Source organism: Methylobacterium sp. WL7, from assembly GCF_008040085.1.
Classification (GTDB): domain Bacteria; phylum Pseudomonadota; class Alphaproteobacteria; order Rhizobiales; family Beijerinckiaceae; genus Methylobacterium; species Methylobacterium mesophilicum.
Genome location: NZ_VRVG01000055.1, coordinates 1 through 19,539 on the forward strand (window position 1 = coordinate 1; position 19,539 = coordinate 19,539).

Here is a 19,539-nt window from a genome sequence, read left to right on the forward strand (position 1 = left end):
GAGCGGTTGGGTGCCGAGGGGTTGAGAGCAAGCCCCAGTTCGAGCCGGTCGAAGCGAGATGATTGCGCGCGGGGGTCCTGCGCGTTACGTTGCCTGATCATACGATTTGTTGAACGTCATCGGAGCATCGCCATGGCTGGAGATCGTTCGCAGCCGAGGCAGGCCTCAGGGACTGAGACAGCCCTTGCCCCTTCCGTTGCCGCTGTCATGGCCCGCGCGCAGGAAAGCGGCCTGACCCGGGGCAAGGCCAGCCGGATCTCCGGACGCGTCGCGCCGGAATTGATCGAACGCGCCAAGGCCCGGACGGGGCTTCACTCCGATACCGCGCTGATCGAGTTCGCGCTCGCCAACATCGCCATCGAGGATGGCTTCGCGGACGTATTCCGCACGCTGCGGGCCTCGGTCGACCCGGAACTCGACCTGAGCTTCTAGCGAGTGGCCTTCACCTTCAAGGCTGCGGAACGGCTGCGTCGGCAGGCACCGAAGACGGCGTTGCAGCGCCGGGACGATACCGCACTGCCCTTCCTGGAGGGGCAGGCGCAGGCGGGCCGTCCGCTCCTGCTCGATACCTGCGTCTACATCGACCAGATGCAGGGGAGGGCGCCGCCCCTGGTCGAGGATCTCCTCGGCATCCGGATCGTGAACCACAGCACTGTCGCCATCCAGGAGTTGATGCACACGGTAGGGGTCCTCGATCCCAAGGACCCTCGCAGCGCCCAGGCCGTCGCGGCAATCGGAACCGCGATCGACGCGATGCCGCCGCACCGGATCTTCACGCCCGACGCCGAGATCCTGGGAAGCGCCGCCGTCTATGCGGGCATGCTCTGCCGGATCCAGGGCTATGCAAAGGACGACCGCATGGGCGCACTCCACGCTTGCGTCCTGTTCCTGCAGGCGCTCAAGCTCGGCTTCTGCGTGCTCACGCGCAACCTCAGGGACTTCGACGCCCTGTTGCAACTCCGCCCGGATAGCCAGGTCCTGTTCTATCGAACGTGACCCCACAGCCTACCACTTGGTCCCCGCGCCATTTTTCGCACGCTGGCCGTCTCATCACGTCGCCATACCTGCGCTGCGGGAACCGGATCGTGCGCGGGGCCTTCTCCCACGACAATGATCCCTGCCGCGCTTGTCCCCCGGGGCGCACGGCCAACGACGAGGACCGTGGCCCGATGCGGCGCGCCCACAGCATGGATTTCGGAGCCGAGATGGTGGGGGGCGGCGTGCGCTTCGCGCTCTGGGCGCCGACCGCCCAGAGCGTCGAACTCGTCGTCGACGGCGTCGCGCATCCGCTGCCGGAATCCGGCGGCGGGTGGCGGCGCACCGCCCTGCCCGGGGTGAAGCCCGGCGCCCGCTACGGCTTCCGGGTCGACGGCGACCTCGTGGCGCCGGACCCGGCCTCGCGCTTCCAGCCGGACGACGTCTCGGGCCTCAGCGAGGTCATCGATCCGCGCGCCTTCGCGTGGACGGACGAGGCCTGGACCGGGCGCCCGTTCGAGGAGGCGGTGATCTACGAGTGCCATGTCGGCACCGCGACCCCGGAGGGCACCTATGCCGCCCTGCAGGCGCGCCTGCCCGATCTCAAGGCGCTCGGCGTCACCGCGATCGAGCTGCTGCCGCTCGCCGACTTCAAGGGCTCGCGCAACTGGGGCTACGACGGGGTCCTGCCCTACGCCCCCGACGGCGCCTATGGCCGCCCGGACGACCTCAAGCGCCTGATCGACGCCGCCCACGGGCTCGGGCTGATGGTCTACCTCGACGCGGTCTACAACCATTTCGGGCCGGCCGGGAATTACCTGCACGCCTACGCCAAGACCTTCTTCACCGAGCGCCACCAGACCCCGTGGGGCGCCGGCATCAACTTCGACGGCAAGGAGAGCGGCGCCACCGTGCGGCAGTTCTTCATCCAGAACACCCTGTACTGGCTGGAGGAATACCATTTCGACGGTCTGCGCTTCGACGCCGTCCACGCCATCCTCGACGATTCCCCGCGCCATTTTTTGGCCGAGCTCGGTGAGACGGTCCGCAAGACCTTCCCGGACCGCGACATCCACCTGATGCTCGAGAACGAGGCCAACCAGGCGCGCTGGCTCGAGCGCGACGGCGCCGGGCGGCCGAAGATGCACGACGCGCAATGGGCCGACGACCTGCACCATTGCTGGCACGTGCTGCTCACCGGCGAGGACGCCGGCTATTATCAAAGCTTTGCCGACAAACCAGTCGAGCGCCTGGCCCGCTGCCTGGCGGAGGGCTTCGCGTATCAGGGCGAGCCGTTCGCCACCCTCGACAACCACCCGCGCGGCGAGCCCTCGGGCCACCTGCCGCCCTCGGCCTTCGTGACCTTCCTGCAGAACCACGACCAGGTCGGGAACCGGGCGCTCGGCGAGCGGCTCTCGCATCTGGCCGACCCGAAAAAGCTCGATCTCGCCCGGGCCGGCTTCCTGCTGGCGCCCCAGATCCCGATGCTCTGGATGGGCGAGGAATGGTCGGCCTCGACGCCGTTCCTGTTCTTCGTGGACTTCGCCCCGGATACGGACCTCAACACCGCGGTGCGCGAGGGCCGCCGCCGGGAGTTCAAGAGTTTTGCGGCGTTCGCCGACGACACCTCGAAGATCCCGGATCCGACCGAGCGCGAGACCTTCGCGCAGTCCAAGCTCGACTGGTCGGAGCGCGAGCGGTCGCCGCACCGGGAGGTGCTGGCCGAGACCACGCGCCTCCTGGGCCTGAGACGGGATGTCGTGGTGCCGCTGGCCAAGTCCGGCTACCAGGGCGCCGCCGCCACCCTGCCGCGCGCCGACGTGGTCGACTGCACCTGGCGCTTCGGCGCCGGCACCCTGCGGTTCGTCGCCAATGTCGGGGACGCGGCCTTCGCGGTGGATCCGGGCGATGCCCGGGTGGTCTGGACCAACGCCCCCGACAAGACCGGACGGGACCTGCCCGCCTGGACCGGCCTGTTCCTCGCGGAGACCCACGCGTGAGCCCCCTCGAAAAACTCGCCGCCCTCGTCGGCGTCGCCTCCGGATACACCGACGCCTTCGGCCAGCCGGTGGAGACCTCCCTGGAGGTCCGGCGCGGCCTGCTCGCGGCGCTCGGCTTCGCGGTCGAGGACGAGGCCGGCATCAGCGAGAGCCTGGCCCAGGTCGAGGCCCTGCGCTGCGGCCTGGTCCCGCCGCTCCTGCCCGTGGAGGCGCGCCGCGCCGCGCGAGTGCCGGTGCGCGTCCAGGACGGCGCCCCGCACACCCTGGTCTGGCGCCTCGTGGACGAGCGCGGCGCGGCGCGCGAGGGCCGGGCCAACCTGCAGGGGGCGGAGCCGGGCCAGGGTGCGGGCTTCGAGCTGCCGCCGCTGACCCCGGGCTACCACCGCCTCACCGTCCAGGCCGGCCGGATCCGGGCCGAATCCTGGGTGATCGCCGCGCCCCAGCGCTGCTGGCGCCCGCGGCCCTACACGGAGGAGGGCGCCTCCGACTGGGGCATGGCCGCCCAGCTCTACGGCCTGCGCTCGGCCACCAACATCGGCATCGGCACCTACGCGGATGCCGGCGAGGCCGCCCGCGAGGCGGCCCTGCGCGGGGCGGCGTTCCTCGGCTTGAGCCCGGTCCACGCCCTGTTCGGCTCCGACCGGACCAAGATCTCGCCCTACTCGCCGTCCTCGCGGCTGTTCCTCGAGACCCTCTTCATCGCGCCGCGCAGCCTGCCGGGGCTCGCCGGCTCAAGGGCCGAGGCGCTGCTCGCCGAGCGCGCCGAGGCGATCACGGCGCTGCGCGAGGCGGCGCTCGTCGACCACCAGGGCGTGGCCGACATGCTCGACCCGGTGCTGCGCGCCCTCTGGCTCGAATCCCCGGCCCGGGCCGGCACCGACGCGGACTTCGAGCGCTTCCGCCAGGAGGGCGGCGTCGACCTCGCCGCCCACGCGGTGTTCGAGGCCCTGTCCGAGCATTTCCGGCAGCAGGGCGCCCATTGGCTGGGCGACTGGCCGGAGGAGTACCGCCGCGCCGGAACCGACGCGGTCGTGGCCTTCGCGGCCGAAAAGGCCGAGGCGGTGGGCTACCACGCCTGGCTGCAATACCTCGCCGACCGCCAGCTCGCGGCGGCCTCCGCGACGGCGCTCACGGCCGGCATGCGGGTCGGGCTCTACCGCGACCTCGCGGTGGGCGCCGACCGGGGCGGCTCCGAGATCTGGTCCCATCCCGAGCGCTTCGCCGACCGGGTCTCGATCGGCGCGCCCCCGGACCTGCTCGCCCCCAAGGGTCAGAACTGGGGCCTGCCCGCCTTCGACCCGCTGGAGATGGAGCGCGACGGCCTCGCGGCGTTCCGGGCCCTGGTCCAGGCCAACATGCGCCATGCCGGCGCGATCCGCATCGACCACGCCTTCCAGCTCGCAAGGCTGTTCCTGATCCCGCTCGGGGCCGGCGCCCATGCCGGCGCCTACGTGGCGATGCCGTTCGAGCCGATGCTGGCGGTGCTGCGGCTGGAGAGCCACCGCAACAAGTGCCTGGTCATCGCCGAGGATCTCGGCACCGCGCCCGAGGGTTTTTCCGACGCCCTGATGCGGGCCGGCGTGCTCAGCTACCGGATCCTGGCCTTCGAGCGGGAAGGGGACGGACGGTTCAAGGCCCCCTCCGCCTACCCGCGCGACGCGCTCACCGCCATCACCACCCACGACCTGCCGACCTTCGTCGGCTGGTGGCGCGGGGTCGACACCGACACCCGCCAGTCGCTGGGCCTGTACGACCAGGACCGCGCCGAGGCCGAGCGCGGCGAGCGGGTGGTCGAGCGCCGCCGCCTCACCGAGGCGCTGGCCGGGGAGCAGCTCCTGCCGACGGCCGAGCCCCCCGAGGCCGCGCCGTTCGAGGCCGCCGCCCGCTACCTCGCCCGCGCCCCCTCGATGCTGACGGCCGTGCAGTACGAGGACGTGGTCTCGGAACTGGCCCAGGCCAACGTGCCGGGCTCCACCGAGGGCTATCCGAACTGGCGGCGCAAGCTCGACCGGGACCTCGTGGACATCGCCGCCCCCGGGGGGCCGCTCGCCAAGCTGGCGGCCTCGCTCTCGGCCGAGTCCCGGGGCCCGCGCTCGGGCTCCGCCCGGCTGGCCGTGCCGCCGCCGCAATCGACCTACCGGCTGCAGTTCCACAAGGACTTCACCTTCGCGGACGCGGAGCGGATCGTCCCGTATCTCAAGAAGCTCGGGATCAGCCACGTCTACGCCTCGCCGCTGCAGAAGGCGCGGCCCGGCTCGACCCACGGCTACGACATCGTCGATCACGGCGCGATCAACCCGGAACTCGGCGGCGAGGCGGATTTCGTCCGGCTCTCCGAGACCCTGCACGGGCACGGGCTGAAGCTGCTGCTGGACATCGTCCCGAACCACATGGGCGTCGGCGGCTCCGACAACCCGTGGTGGCTCTCCGTGCTCGAATGGGGCTCCCTCTCGCCCTTCGCGGACGCCTTCGACATCGACTGGCAGCGCCTCGGCGCCGGCCGCAACCTGGTGATCCCGTTCCTAGGCGAGCGCTACGGCGAGGCCCTGGAGCAGGGCACGCTGGAGCTGAAGTTCGATCCCGAGGCCGGCGCCTTCAGCGTCTGGCACTACGAGCACCAGCTGCCGATCCGCCCGTTGAGCTATCCGACCATCCTGAACCGGGTGATCGCCGCCATCGGCGCGGTGGACGACGACACCACCGCGGAATTGCTCGCCATCTCCGAGCGCCTGCGCGCCATGGCGATCGACGCCGACGAGACCCGCCGGACGGGCTTCCCGGAGGAGGCCGAGGGGCTCAAGCGCCGGCTCGCCGAGATCTACGGCGTCTCGCCGCTGATCCAGGAGGCCACCGCCAGCACCCTGGCGCTGCTCAACGGCTTCAAGGGCCGCCCGGACAGCTTCGGGCCGCTGCACCGGCTCCTGGAGGCCCAGGCCTACCGGCTGGCCCATTGGCGGGTGGCGTCGAGCGACATCAACTACCGCCGGTTCTTCGACGTGAACTCGCTCGCCGGCCTGCGGGTGGAATTGTCCGACATCTTCCACCGCTCGCACGAGACCGTGTTCCGCCACATCCGCGAGGGCCGGATCGACGGGTTGCGCATCGACCACATCGACGGGCTCGCCGACCCGCTGGGCTACGCCCGCGCGCTCCAGGCCGCCGTCGGCCCGGGCTTCTACGTGGTGGTGGAAAAGATCCTGGAGCCCGGGGAGCGGCTGCGGCCCTGGCCGGTGGCCGGGACCACGGGCTACGACGTGCTCAACCAGCTCGACGGCATCCTGGTGGACAAGGAGCGCCAGGGGAAGGTCCGGCGCCTGTACGAATGGGCCTCGGGCTTCGACGAGCCCTACGGGTTCCAGCTCCGCGCCGCCAAGGCCGAGATCCTGGAGATCAGCTTCGCCAGCGAGCTGGAAGTCCTGACCTCCGATCTCAAGGAGGTGGCCGACGCCGACCGGCGGACCCGCGACTTCACCGTCAACGCCCTGCGCCGGGCCCTGATCGAGGTCATCGCCCGCTTCCCGACCTATCGCAGCTACCTGCCGCCGGAGCTGGAGGAGGGCGAGGTCGAGCCCGAGGACGTGCGGCTGATCGAGGGCGCGGTCGCCAAGGCCAAGCGCTGGTCGAGCCTGCCGGACCGCTCGGTGCACGACTTCGCCGCCGACGTGCTGCTCGGGCGGATCGAGACCACGGGGCCGGGGCGCCCGGACCCGCGGGTGGTCCTGCGCTTCCGCCGCCGGTTCCAGCAGCTCACCGGCCCGGTCATGGCCAAGAGCCTGGAGGACACGCTGTTCTACCGGTACGCCTGCCTGCTCGGCCTCAACGAGGTCGGCGGCGATCCCGGCGAGTACGGCATCGACGCCGAGCATTTCCACGACCTCCAGATCGCCCGCGCCCGCGACTGGCCGAACGCCATGATCACCACGGCGACCCACGACACCAAGCGCGGCGAGGATGCCCGGACCCGGATGCTCGCGCTGTCCGAGATCCCGGAGGGCTGGGCCGGCGCCTGGGACCTGTGGCAGCGCACCGCCGGGCCGCACCTCGCCCGGATCGACGGCGAGCCGGCCCCGGATGCCAACGACCAGTGGATGTTCTTCCAGGCGATCCTCGGCGCCTGGCCGCTGGAACTGCTGGAGCGGGACGAGACGGCGGCGATCGCGGACTTCCGCGACCGTCTGATCGCCTACGGCGAGAAGGCCATGCGCGAGGGCAAGCGCCGGTCGAGCTGGGTCAACGTCGACGAGGTCTACGAGGGCGCGGTCAAGAAGCTGTTCTCGGCGCTGATCGCCCCGGGCTCGGACTTCCTGCGCGAGTTGCGCCCCTTCGCCCGGCGGCTCGCCCATCTCGGCATGCTGGCGGGGCTGGGCCGTACGGTCCTGAAATGCACCCTGCCGGGCCTGCCCGACACCTACCAGGGCACGGAGGTCTGGGACTTTTCCTTCGTGGATCCCGACAACCGCCGCCCGGTGGATTACCCGGCCCTGGAGCGGATGCTCGAACAGGGCGGCGAACCGGCCGCGCTCCTGGCGCACTGGCCGGACGGGCGGGTCAAGCAGGCGACCCTGGCGCGTCTGCTCGCCGAGCGGGCCGAGCGGCCGGCCTTCTACGCCAGCGCGGCCTACGAGCCGGTCGAGGCCAGGGGCGACCGGGCGGCCCACGTGATCGCCTACCGGCGGACCGACCCGGGCGAGGAGGGCGGCGACCTGTTCGTGGCGGTGCCGCGCCTGTTCGCCGGCATCGTCGGCGACGCGGTCTGGTCGGGCGAGGCGTTCGCCGGCACCCGGGTCGATCTCGGGGTCGGCACGATCTGGCGCGACCTCGTCTCGGGGCGGGTCGTGGAGACCGGAGGGGAGGGGGCCGACCTCGGCCAGCTCCTGCGCGACCTGCCCTACGCGGTCCTGCGGCGGGAATCGTGAGGGAATCGGCCGGATCGGCGGATCTCCCTCCCCCCTCTGCCGGCTACCGGATTCACAGATCAGGCTGGGCAACACGGTCGCAGGATCAGGCGCGGGTCCCCTCTCCCGTGCGGGAGAGGTCTGCTCTCGCAGAGAGCCGGGTGAGGGATCAGGTCTTTCCGGAGATGTCGCATCCCTCACCCCAACCCTCTCCCGCACGGGAGAGGGGGTTCGTCGCGCCCTATGAGTGCCGATGTCTGAACGTCGTAGCCTCTGCGGGGGAGGGTGGACCAGCATGAAGGCCGCGGCCTTCTCCTGCACCGTCGCTCCCCTCTTGCGGGACTTCGTCCCGGCCCGACCCCCTTCGAGAGCCACCCTCCCCCGCAAAGGGGGGAGGGAGGATGCACGGGTCCGCCGCTGCTACGAAGAACACGATCGGCAGGCCCCTCGCGGCCCTGTCATGCGAATCTGCTGAGAGGCGGGTGGCGCGGACCTGAACATCCGCGCCGTCCCACGTAAGGCACGCCCGCGCGGTTCGGGCGTTACGAGACATGGACCAGGAGCCAGAGACCAGCATGAACGCACCGACCAAAGCCGCCGCCGCGACGACCGGGGCCGAGGCCGTCCTGCCCGCCTCCCCGGCGCCCCGCGCCGCGGGGCCGCGGATCTACAACCTGTTCCCGCTGCTGGTCGGGCGCGTCTCCGACTGGGCGGCCGAATTGCCCCGGATCACGGCGCTCGGCTTCGACTGGATCTACCTCAACCCGTTCCACCAGACCGGCGGCTCGAAGAGCCTCTACGCGGTGGCCGATCCCGAGCGGCTCGACGAGCGGTTCCGCGACCAGGACGGCACGCCCGACGACGAGCAGATCCGCCGCTTCTGCGCCGCCGCGGAGGCCGCCGGCCTGGCGGTGATGACCGACCTCGTGATCAACCACACCGCCGACAACGCCCGGCTCGTCACGGAGCGGCCCGACCTGTTCATGAAGGAGCCCGACGGCTCGATCATGCATCCGGCCGCCGTCGACCCGGACGATCCGTCGATCCGCACGGTCTGGGGCGACCTGGCCGAACTCGACTATCACACCCCCGCCGCCCGGGACGAGCTGACCCGGATCTGGGGCGCCTACGTGGCCCGGCTCCAGGCGCTCGGCGTCGCGGGCTTCCGGTGCGATGCCGCCTACAAGGTCCCGCCCGAGACCTGGCGCGTCCTGATCGGGCAGGCCAAGGGCCGCGACCCCGCCTGCCTGTTCGCCGCCGAGACCCTGGGCTGCACCTTCGAGGAGGCGAAGGCCACGGCCGGCGCCGGCTTCGACTACCTGTTCAACTCCTTCGCCTGGTGGGACCTGCAGAAGCCCTGGGCGCTGGAGCAGTACGAGCGCCTGCGGGTGCTGGCGCCCTCGATCGCCTTCCCGGAAAACCACGACATGAAGCGGCTGGCCGCCGAGGCCGGCGGCGGCCCCGAGGCGGTGGCGCGGCACCTGCGCACCCGCTACGCGCTGGCCGCCTTCTTCTCGGCCGGCGTGCTGATGCCGATCGGCTACGAATGGGGCTACCGCCGGGCGCTGCACGTGGTCGAGACCACCCCGCGCGACCGCGAGAACGACACCGGCCTCGACATCTCCGCCTCGATCCGGGCGATCAACGCCCTGCGGGCCGAGCTGCCGGCCGCCAACGTCGAGGGCGCGCAGATGCGCATCTCGGCCCCCGACAGCGACCTCGTGGCGCTCGCCCGCTTCGACACCGGCCATCCAGCCTCGGCGCAGAACGCCGTGATCGTGCTCTACAACCCCTCGGACAGGCCGGTGCCGGTGGAGGCCGGCACGCTCATCGCCCGCACCGGCGGCATGCTCGGCGCCTTCGTCGACCGGACCCCCGAGGCCGAGCCGATCGCCTTCCATCCCGGCAGCGCCATCGACCTGCTCCCGGGCGAGTTGCGCATCCTCAGCGCCGGGCCCGCCCAGGTCGCCCAGCTGCCCGAGCGCGACACGCCGACCGGCGAGGGCCGGGTGGTGATCGAGGCGGTGAGCCCGGAGATCGACGGCGGCCGCTCGGCGGTGAAGCGCGTCGTCGGCGAATCCCTGCGGGTCGAGGCCGACATCTTCTCCGACGGCCACGAGGTGCTCGACGCCGCGATCCTGTCGCGGGTCGCCGGCACCGAGGCGTGGCGCGAGGACCCGATGGTCTTCGCCGACAACGACCGCTGGGCCGGGCAATTCCCCCTGGAGCGCAACGCCCGCTACGAGTTCACCCTGATCGCCTGGCGCGACCCGTTCTCCTCCTGGGTGCGCGACACCCTGAAGAAGCGCGCCGCCGGCGTCGACATCCGCCTGGAGACGATCGAGGGCGTCACCCTGGTGGAGAGCGCCGCGTCCCTCGCCCGGGGCCGCGGTGCCGGGCGCGACGCGGAGCGGCTGGCCGCCCTGGTCGCGGCGCTCGCCGCGGAGGAGACCGGCTCGGCCGCCCAGCTTGAGCGGATCCTGCAGCCCGAGGCCGCGAGCCTGGTGCGCCGGAACGCCGAGCGGGTGAATCTCAGCCGCTATCCGGTGGTGCTGCCGGTGATCGCCGACCGCCTCGCGGCCCGGTTCTCCGCCTGGTACGAGATCTTTCCGCGCTCGCAATCGATGGACGTGAACCGCCACGGCACCTTCGACGACGTGATCAAGCGCCTGCCCGAGATCCGCGAGCTGGGCTTCGACGTGCTCTACTTCACGCCGATCCACCCGGTGGGCCGGACCAACCGCAAGGGCAAGAACAACACCCTCAAGGCCCTGCCGGGCGACGTCGGCTCGGTCTACGCGGTGGGCGCGGAGGAGGGCGGCCACGAGGCCGTGCACCCCGACCTCGGCACGCTGGAGGATTTCGAGCGGCTGGTGGCGGCAAGCCACGCCTCCGGCATGGAGATCGCCCTCGACTTCGCGATCCAGTGCTCGCCCGACCATCCCTGGATCAAGGACCATCCCGAATGGTTCGAGTGGCGCCCCGACGGGACGCTGAAATTCGCCGAGAACCCGCCCAAGAAGTACGAGGACATCTCGAACGTCCACTTCTACGGGGGCGCCCTGCCCTCGCTCTGGATCGAATTGCGCGACATCCTGCTCGGCTGGTGCTCAAGGGGCGTGCGCATCTTCCGGGTCGACAACCCGCACACCAAGCCGATCCCGTTCTGGGAATGGGTGATCGCCGAGGTCAACGGCCGCTATCCCGACGCGCTGTTCCTGGCCGAGGCCTTCACCCGGCCGAAGATGATGAAGAAGCTCGCCAAGGCGGGCTACCAGCAGAGCTACACTTACTTCACCTGGCGCAACACCAAACAGGAGCTCACCGAATACGCCCTGGAGCTGGCCGGCGAGATGGGCGAGTACTACCGCCCGAACTTCTTCGCCAACACGCCCGACATCAACCCGCACTACCTCCAGACCAGCGGCCGGGCGGGCTTCGTGATCCGCGGCACGCTCGCCGCCACCCTGTCGTCGGTCTACGGCATCTACAACGGCTTCGAGCTGTGCGAGGCGGCGCCGTATCCCGGCAAGGAAGAGTACCTGAACTCCGAAAAATACGAGCTGAAGGCCTGGGACTACGACCGGCCCGGCAACATCCGCGAGCACATCGTCGCGCTCAACAAGATCCGGCGCGAGAACCCCGCCCTCTGGGATTTCCGCAACGTGGTCTTCACCGGCGCCTCCAACGACCAGATCATCGCCTACGCCAAGGCGACGCCGGAGCGCGACAATTGCGTGTTCACGATGGTCAACCTCGATCCCAAGAACCGCCAGGAATGCACCTACGAGGTGCCGCTCTGGCTGTTCGGCCTGCCCGACGATGGCGCCGTGGAGGTTGAGGACCTGATCCAGGGCTACAGGTTCGAGTTGCGGGGCAAGACCCACCGCATCGCGCTCGATCCGGCCGAGCGATCCTGCGTCATCTGGCGTCTTCGGGCGCCGCGGCGGGTTGCGGGCTGAGGCGACCCGTGGCACCTCACCCTGACGTCTGACACCGGCGACGGGCCCGCCCGTCGCCGACCATTGCGCCGCGCGGCCGACCGCCCGCGCCCCGGCCGGTCCCGACCGCCGGTCCCCTTGACCTTCGACCGATGAGGCAGCGACGCGATGATCGATCGCAGCGACCCGCAATGGTACCGTGACGCCATCATCTACCAGATCCACGTCAAGTCGTTCTTCGACTCGAACGACGACGGGATCGGTGATTTCGAAGGGCTGACCCGGCGGCTCGACTACGTCCGCGACCTCGGGGTCACGGCGATCTGGCTGATGCCGTTCTATCCCTCGCCCCTGCGCGACGACGGCTACGACATCGCCGACTACGAGGGCATCAACCCGTCCTACGGGACCATGGAGGACTTTCGGGCCTTCGTGGCGGCGGCGCACGAGCGCGGCCTGCGGGTGATCACCGAGCTCGTGATCAACCACACCAGCGACCAGCACCCCTGGTTCCAGGCGGCCCGCGAGGCGCCCCCCGGCTCGCCCGAGCGCGACTTCTACGTCTGGTCGGACACCGACGCGCCCTACAAGGACACGCGGATCATCTTCCTCGACACCGAGTCCTCGAACTGGACCTGGGACCCGGTCGCCAAGCAGTATTTCTGGCACCGGTTCTACAGCCACCAGCCGGACCTGAACTTCGACAACCCGAAGGTGCTGGAAGCCGTCATCGCGACGATGCGCTACTGGCTCGACATGGGCGTCGACGGCCTGCGGCTCGACGCGATCCCCTACCTGATCGAGCGCGACGGCACGAACTGCGAGAACCTGTCCGAAACGCACGACGTCATCAAGGCGATCCGGGCCGCCCTCGACGTCAGCTATCCCGACCGGATGCTGCTGGCCGAGGCCAACCAGTGGCCCGAGGAGACCGCCCAGTATTTCGGCGACGGCGACGAATGCCACATGGCGTTCCACTTCCCGCTGATGCCGCGGATGTACATGGCGATCGCCCGGGAGGACCGGCACCCGATCACCGACATCATGCGCCAGACCCCGGAGATCCCGGAGGGCTGCCAGTGGGCGATCTTTTTGCGGAATCACGACGAGCTGACACTCGAAATGGTGACCGCCGAGGAGCGTGACTACCTCTGGTCGTTCTACGCCGCCGAGCGGCGCGCCCGGATCAACCTCGGCATCCGCCGCCGCCTCGCGCCGCTGCTGGAGAACGACCGGCGCAAGATCGAGCTGATGAAGTCCCTCGTCCTGTCGATGCCCGGCACGCCGGTGCTCTACTACGGCGACGAGATCGGCATGGGCGACAACATCTATCTTGGCGACCGCGACGGCGTCCGCACGCCGATGCAGTGGTCCCCGGACCGCAACGGCGGCTTCTCCAAGGCCAACCCGCAGCGGCTGTTCCTGCCGGCGATCCAGGACCCGATCTACGGCTTCGACGCGATCAACGTCGAGGCGCAGACCCAGTCGCAGACCAGCCTGCTGAACTGGACCCGGCGGATGATCGCCATCCGCAACAACAGCGTCGCCCTGGGCCGCGGCACGATCCAGTTCCTCTATCCCTCGAACCGCAAGGTCCTGGCCTGGATCCGCGAGCACGAGGACGAGCGGATCCTGTGCGTCGCCAACCTGTCGCGGGCCCCACAGGCGGTGCAGCTCGACCTGTCGGAGCTGCGCACCGCGGTGCCGATCGAGCTCACCGGCGGCACCGAGTTCCCGCCGATCGGCGACCTGCCCTACCTGCTGACCCTGCCGTCCTACGGCTTCTACTGGTTCTCGTTGAGCGCCGCCCGCTCGGGCGCGATCGGCCCGCAACAGGAGCCCCCGGAGCTGTTCACCCTGGTGCTCACCGGCGGCATCGAGAGCCTGATGTCGGGCCGCGAGCGCGTCGCCTTCGAGCGCACCGTGGTGCCGCCGTTCCTGCTCAGCCGGCGCTGGTTCGGCGCCAAGGGCTCGCGGATCCGGTCCGTGAAGGTGGTCGACTTCGCCGCCCTCAAGGACGTGGACGGCAGCGCCCGGTTCCTGCTGCCGCGGCTGCAGGTGCAGCTCGCCAACGGCGAGAGCCACGAATACTTCATGCCGGTCGGCGTCGAGGAGGGCCGCGAGGACGAGACGCTGCTGCCCTTCGCGGTGGCGCGGGTGCGCCGCGGGCCGCGCACCGGCCTGCTCTACGGGGCGGCCGGCTCCAACGACTTCGCGGCCTGCCTGATCGACGACATGCGCCAGGGCACCGAGATCCCCACCGAGAGCGGGCGGCTGGTCTTTTCCACCACGTCGGCCTTCGATCCGGACGTCACGGTGGACGTGGCCGACATCCGCCGGCTGTCGGCGGAGCAGAGCAACACCTCGATCGCCATCGGCTCGAAGATGATGCTCAAGCTGCTGCGCCGCCTGCAGCCGGGGATGCATCCCGAGATCGAGGTCGGGCGCTTCCTCACCGAGCAGGCGGGCTTCTCCAACACGCCCGCGCTGCTCGGCACCCTCGAGCACGTCGCCGAGGATGGCACCCGGACGGCGCTGGCGGTCCTCCAGAAGTTCGTCATGAACCAGGGCGACGCCTGGACGCTGATGCTGGAGGGGCTGCGCCGGGACTTCGAGACCGTCGTGCTCACCCCCGAGAGCGAGGCCGCCAGCCCCGGGGAGGCGTTCCAGGCCCATGGCCCCTGGGCGGACCTGCTCGGCCGGCGCACCGCCGAGATGCACGCCGCCTTCGCGATGGAGACGGACGACCCCGCCTTCGCGGCCGAGCCGTTCGCCGAGGACGACCTGGCGGTGCTCGCCCGGGACGCGCGCCACCAGGCCGACCGGGCCTTCCGGGCGCTGAAAGGTCTCGTCGAGCGCGGCCTCGATGCCGGCAAGCCCGCCTGCGCGGAGCTGGGGCAGCGGCGGGCCGAGGTCGAGGCGCTGATCGAGGCGCTGTCCACCGAGGCGCCGCGCGGGGCCCACAAGATCCGCATCCACGGCGACTATCACCTGGGTCAGGTGCTGGTTTCCGAGAGCGACCTGATCATCGTCGACTTCGAGGGCGAACCCTCCCGTCCGGCCGACGAGCGGCGGGCGAAGTCGATGCCGCTGCGCGACGTCGCCGGCCTGATGCGCTCCTTCGCGTACGGGGCCGAGACCGTGATCCGCGAGATCACCGTCCGGTTCGGCGATTCGGAGGAGCGGGCGCGGGACGCGGCCACGGCGTGGCGCGGCATGATCGAGGCGGCCTTCCTGGCCGGCTACGACGCGGCCGTGGCGGGGACGCGGGCGGCCGTGACCGACCCGGCCACCCGGACGCGGCTGCTGCGCCTCTGCCTGCTGACCAAGGCGCTCTACGAAGTCGATTACGAGGCCAACAACCGGCCGGACTGGATCGAAATCCCCGCCCGGGGGGTTCTCACCATTCTGGACACGGACGGCCACGAGCCCGGAGAAACCGAATGACGGCGACCGACGAGACCTTCGCACCGCGGATCGACCCGGAAGCGGCGAGCGCGCGGAACGCGGACGTCCCGAACGCCGGAGCCGCCTCGGCGCAGGCGGGCCCCCGTTCGGGCACCCCTTCGGGCGTCCATCCGGACGCGATCGCCGCGCTGATGTCCGCCAACCACGGCGACCCGTTCTCCGTGCTCGGCCCCCACCGGGTCGGCCCGAACGCCTGGGAGGTCCGCGCCGTCCTGCCCGAGGCGCGCTCCGCCGCCCTGGTGACGAGCGAACGCACCGTGCCGTTCGAGAAGCGGCACCCGGACGGGTTCTACGTCGCCCGGGTCGAGGGCGAGGGACGGCCGCTCTACGAGATCGAGGTCGAGTTCTGGGACGGGACCAGGCGGCGCCGCTTCGACCCCTACGGCTTCGGCTCCTCGATCGAGCCCTACGACGTCGCGACCCTGCGGGAGGTCGGCACCAACCTGGTCTACCGGATGCTCGGCGCCCAGTCGGGGCAGCTCGACGGCATCGACGGCTTCCGCTTCGCCGTGTGGGCGCCCAACGCCCGCAAGGTCAGCGTCGTCGGCGACTTCAACGACTGGGACGGGCGGCGCCACCCGATGCGCCTCTGGCAGGAAGGCGGGATCTGGGAGGTGTTCGTGCCCGGCCTCAAGGCCGGCGAGCGCTACAAGTTCGAGATCCGCGGCCCGGACGGCGCCCTGATCCCGCTCAAGGCCGACCCGGTCGCCTTCGCGGCGCAGCACCCGCCGGAGACGGCCTCGGTCACCCACGGGACGGGCGCGTTCGACTGGCGCGATGCCGGCTGGATGACGACCCGCGGCGCCAAGGATCCGCGCCACACCGCGATCTCGATCTACGAGGTCCACCTCGGCTCCTGGGCGCGGGTGCCCGAGGAGGGCAACCGCTACCTCACCTACAAGGAGTTGGGCGAGCGGCTGATCCCCTACGTCAAGGATATGGGCTTCACCCATATCGAGATGCTGCCGATCACCGAGTTCCCGTTCGACGGGTCCTGGGGCTACCAGCCGGTCTCGCTGTTCGCCCCGACCAGCCGCTTCGGCACGCCCGAGGATTTCGCGGCCTTCGTGGACACAGCTCACGAGGCCGGCATCGGCGTGATGCTCGACTGGGTGCCCGGCCACTTCCCGCTGGACGCGCACGGGCTCGGCCTGTTCGACGGCACGCACCTCTACGAGCACGCCGACCCGCGCCAGGGCTTCCACCAGGATTGGGGCACCTACATCTACAATTTCGGCCGGACCGAGGTCGCGACCTTCCTGGCCGCCAACGCCCGGTTCTGGCTCGAGCACTACCACCTCGACGGCCTGCGGGTGGATGCCGTGGCCTCGATGCTCTACCTCGACTATTCGCGCCGGCAGGGCGAGTGGATCCCGAACCGCTACGGCGGCAACGAGAACCTCGACGCCATCGACTTCCTGCGCAAGACCAACGAGGCGACCTACAGCCACGCCCCCGGCACCATCACGGTGGCGGAGGAATCGACCTCCTGGCCGGGGGTCTCGCACCCGACCTACACGGGCGGCCTCGGCTTCGGCTTCAAGTGGAACATGGGCTGGATGCACGACACGTTGAAATACGTGTCGGAGGATCCGATCCACCGCCGCTACCACCACCACAACCTGACCTTCGGGCTGCTCTACGCCTTCTCGGAGAACTTCATCCTGCCGCTCTCCCACGACGAGGTCGTGCACGGGAAGGGCTCGCTGCTCGGCAAGATGCCGGGCGACCGTTGGCAGAAATTCGCGAACCTGCGCGCCTATTTCGGCTTCATGTGGGGGCATCCCGGCAAGAAGCTGCTGTTCATGGGCGGCGAGTTCGGCCAGGAGCGGGAGTGGAACCACGACATCAGCCTGGACTGGCACCTGCTCGACGACCCCCTGCACAAGGGCGTCAAGGACGCGGTGCGGGACCTCAACCGGCTCTACGTCTCGACCCCGGCGCTCCACGCCCGGGACGTCGAGGCGACCGGGTTCCAGTGGCTGGTGGCCGACGACCAGGACAACAGCGTCATCGCCTGGGCCCGCAAGGGCGCCAAGCCGGGCGAGGTCGCGATCGTGGTGTCGAACTTCACCCCGATCCCCCGGGAGGGCTACCGCGTCGGCGTTCCGGAGGCGGGTTTTTACAGGGAGGCGTTCAACTCGGACGCGGGCGTCTACGGCGGCTCGAACCTCGGCAACAACGGCGGCGGCCACACCGACGGCCAGGCGAGCCACGGCCAGGCCCAGTCCCTGTCGCTGACCCTGCCGCCGCTGGCCACGATGATTTTTTTGCTGGAGCGGTGACGTAAATCCCTCCCCCCTCTGCGGGGGAGGGTGGCCCCTGCGTCAGCAGGGGTCGGGAGAGGGGAGCGCCGTTTCCGGAAAGCGCGCGACAGGCGTGAGATCCTGAACCGTCGCGCTGCCCCTCTCCCGACCCGGCCTGACGGCCCGCCCTCTCCCGCAGAGGGGGGGAGGGAACGCGTGTCAGGTCGGGACTGGATGATCCTGCCGCGCCGGGAATAGATTCGGAGCCTGCCGAAGCGCCAGCCCTACGCGGCGCGCCAGCGCAGCGCCGGGCTGTTGCCCATGGCGCGGGCGTAGAGGCCGGCATAGCTGTCGGCGGCCTGGTCCCAGCCGAACCGGGCGGCCATGGCACGTCGGCGCATGGCGTTGAGGCGCTTCTTCTGGCCGAACGCCTCGAAGGCCCGGCGGACCGCCGACCCGAACGCCGGGGCCGAGGCCTCCGCGAAGGTGAAGCCGGTCACCCCGTCCTCGACCGTGTCGGCCAGGCCCCCGGTGCGGTGCACGATCGGCAGGGACCCGAAGCGCTGGGCGTACATCTGGGCGAGCCCGCACGGCTCGAACCGCGAGGGCATCAGCAGGAAGTCGCTGCCGGCGAACATCCGCCGAGCCTGGGCCTCCTCGAAGCCGACATGCACGCCGACCGCGTCCGGGTGGCGCTTGGACAGGCCGCGCAGGGCCTGCTCGAACCGGCCCTCGCCCTGGCCGATCACCACGAGCTGTCCGCCCTCGGCCACGATCGCCTCGGCCGCCTGCAGGCTCAGGTCGATGCCCTTCTGGTGCACCAGGCGCGAGACGATGGCGAAGAGCGGCCCGCGGGAGACCGCGAGCCCGAATTGCTGGCGCACCGCCTCAGCGTTGGCGCGCTTGCCCTTCCAGTCGTCGACCTCGAACCGGGTGGCGAGGTGCTGGTCGGTGCTCGGGTCCCACGTCTCGTCGATGCCGTTGAGGATGCCGGCGAGCCGACCCTGGCCGGCGCGGGTGCGCAGCAGCCCGTCGAGGCCGCAGCCCATCTCGGGGGTCTGGATCTCCCGGGCGTAGGTCTCGCTCACCGTGGTGACCTGCGAGGCGTAGAAGATGCCGGCCTTGAGGAACGACAGCTGGCCATAGAACTCGGCGCCGTCGACCTGGAAGGCCGAATCCGGCACGCCGAGGCGGCCCAGGCTGTCGCGGGGGAACAGGCCCTGATAGGCGAGGTTGTGGATCGTCAGCACGCTCGGGATGCGCCGGCCGCGCCAGGCCAGGTAGGCCGGGGCGAGGGCCGCCTGCCAGTCGTTGAGGTGCAGCAGGTCGGCGGCCCAGTCCGAATCGGCGCCGGCGGCGATCTCCGCGGCCGCGAGGCTCAGGCGGGCGAAGCGCAGGTCGTTGTCGCCGAAATCGCCGTTCGCGTCGCCGTAGGGCGTGCCGTCGCGCTCGTACAGGTCGGGGGCCAGCAGGACGTAGATGCGCAGGCCGTCGGCGGCCTCGACCAGGCCGAGGTCGCAGGGGGGCACGCCCGCGAAGCCTTCGAGCCGGGCGACCACCGGGATGTCGGGGAACGCGGCCCGGACCTGGCGGTAGCCGGGGATCAGGACGCGGATGTCGTAATGCGGCACCAGGGCCCGGGGCAGGGCGGCCGAGACCTCGCCGAGGCCGCCGGTCTTCACGAAGTCGGCCATCTCCGGGGTGGCGTACAGGATGCGGCGGCGCAGCGAGGCCGGCCAGGCCGGGTTGGTGAACGGCGCTGCGGCACCGCCGCCTTCGCCGAAGGCCTCATCGGCGAGGGAGCCACCGCGGAGCGCATCGTGCATGGGCATCGATCCCGGCCCGGCGGAAGGCCCCGGTCTGGCAGAGGATCGGGCAGACACGGCTGTCACGGCCTCAACCATGTCCAATGCTCCTCCGTCGCACCTGTTCCGCTGCGACGCACAATTTAGGCCAGCGTCAGCCTTAAGCTTCGGTTACAGATTTCGCCATGGCGCGATGTCCGTGCTGCACT

At 70.7% G+C, this 19,539-nt stretch carries 8 protein-coding genes; 7 read left to right on the forward strand and 1 reads right to left on the reverse strand.

The window, feature by feature from the left end; genetic code table 11:
* The first annotated feature begins 207 nt into the window (after nucleotides 1–207).
* From FV233_RS15435 to glgB, 7 genes are all read left to right on the forward strand, one after another.
* Nucleotides 208–432: a hypothetical protein gene (locus FV233_RS15435; RefSeq protein WP_047170722.1), complete on the forward strand. Its 225-nt coding sequence runs from the start codon at nucleotides 208–210 to the stop codon at nucleotides 430–432.
* A 3-nt stretch (nucleotides 433–435) separates the two neighbouring features.
* Nucleotides 436–996 (forward strand): type II toxin-antitoxin system VapC family toxin, encoded by a 561-nt coding sequence (locus FV233_RS15440; RefSeq protein ID WP_147897968.1) that lies wholly within the window; start codon nucleotides 436–438, stop codon nucleotides 994–996.
* Between the two features lie 173 nt (nucleotides 997–1,169).
* Nucleotides 1,170–2,975 (forward strand): malto-oligosyltrehalose trehalohydrolase, encoded by a 1,806-nt coding sequence (treZ, locus tag FV233_RS15445; RefSeq protein ID WP_147897969.1) that lies wholly within the window; start codon nucleotides 1,170–1,172, stop codon nucleotides 2,973–2,975.
* The gene (locus FV233_RS15450) at nucleotides 2,972–7,891 is read left to right on the forward strand and encodes a malto-oligosyltrehalose synthase (protein WP_147897970.1); all 4,920 of its coding nucleotides are present in this window, start codon (nucleotides 2,972–2,974) and stop codon (nucleotides 7,889–7,891) included. The genes treZ and FV233_RS15450 overlap by 4 nt, the downstream gene beginning before the upstream one ends.
* Before the next feature lie 554 nt (nucleotides 7,892–8,445).
* Nucleotides 8,446–11,832 carry a maltotransferase domain-containing protein gene (locus FV233_RS15455; RefSeq protein ID WP_147897971.1) on the forward strand — a complete coding sequence of 1,129 codons (3,387 nt, stop codon included), beginning with the start codon at nucleotides 8,446–8,448 and terminating at the stop codon, nucleotides 11,830–11,832.
* A 147-nt stretch (nucleotides 11,833–11,979) separates the two neighbouring features.
* Nucleotides 11,980–15,258, forward strand: a complete 3,279-nt coding sequence (treS, locus tag FV233_RS15460) for a maltose alpha-D-glucosyltransferase (protein WP_147897972.1) — start codon at nucleotides 11,980–11,982, stop codon at nucleotides 15,256–15,258.
* A complete protein-coding gene (gene glgB / locus FV233_RS15465) occupies nucleotides 15,255–17,564 on the forward strand; it encodes a 1,4-alpha-glucan branching protein GlgB (protein ID WP_147897973.1) in 2,310 nt (769 codons plus the stop codon). The genes treS and glgB overlap by 4 nt, the downstream gene beginning before the upstream one ends.
* Nucleotides 17,565–17,809: 245 nt before the next feature.
* On the opposite strand, the gene glgA is transcribed toward glgB, so the two are convergent.
* A complete protein-coding gene (glgA, locus tag FV233_RS15470; protein WP_147897974.1) occupies nucleotides 17,810–19,351 on the reverse strand; it encodes a glycogen synthase GlgA in 1,542 nt (513 codons plus the stop codon).
* Nucleotides 19,352–19,539 lie beyond the last annotated feature (188 nt).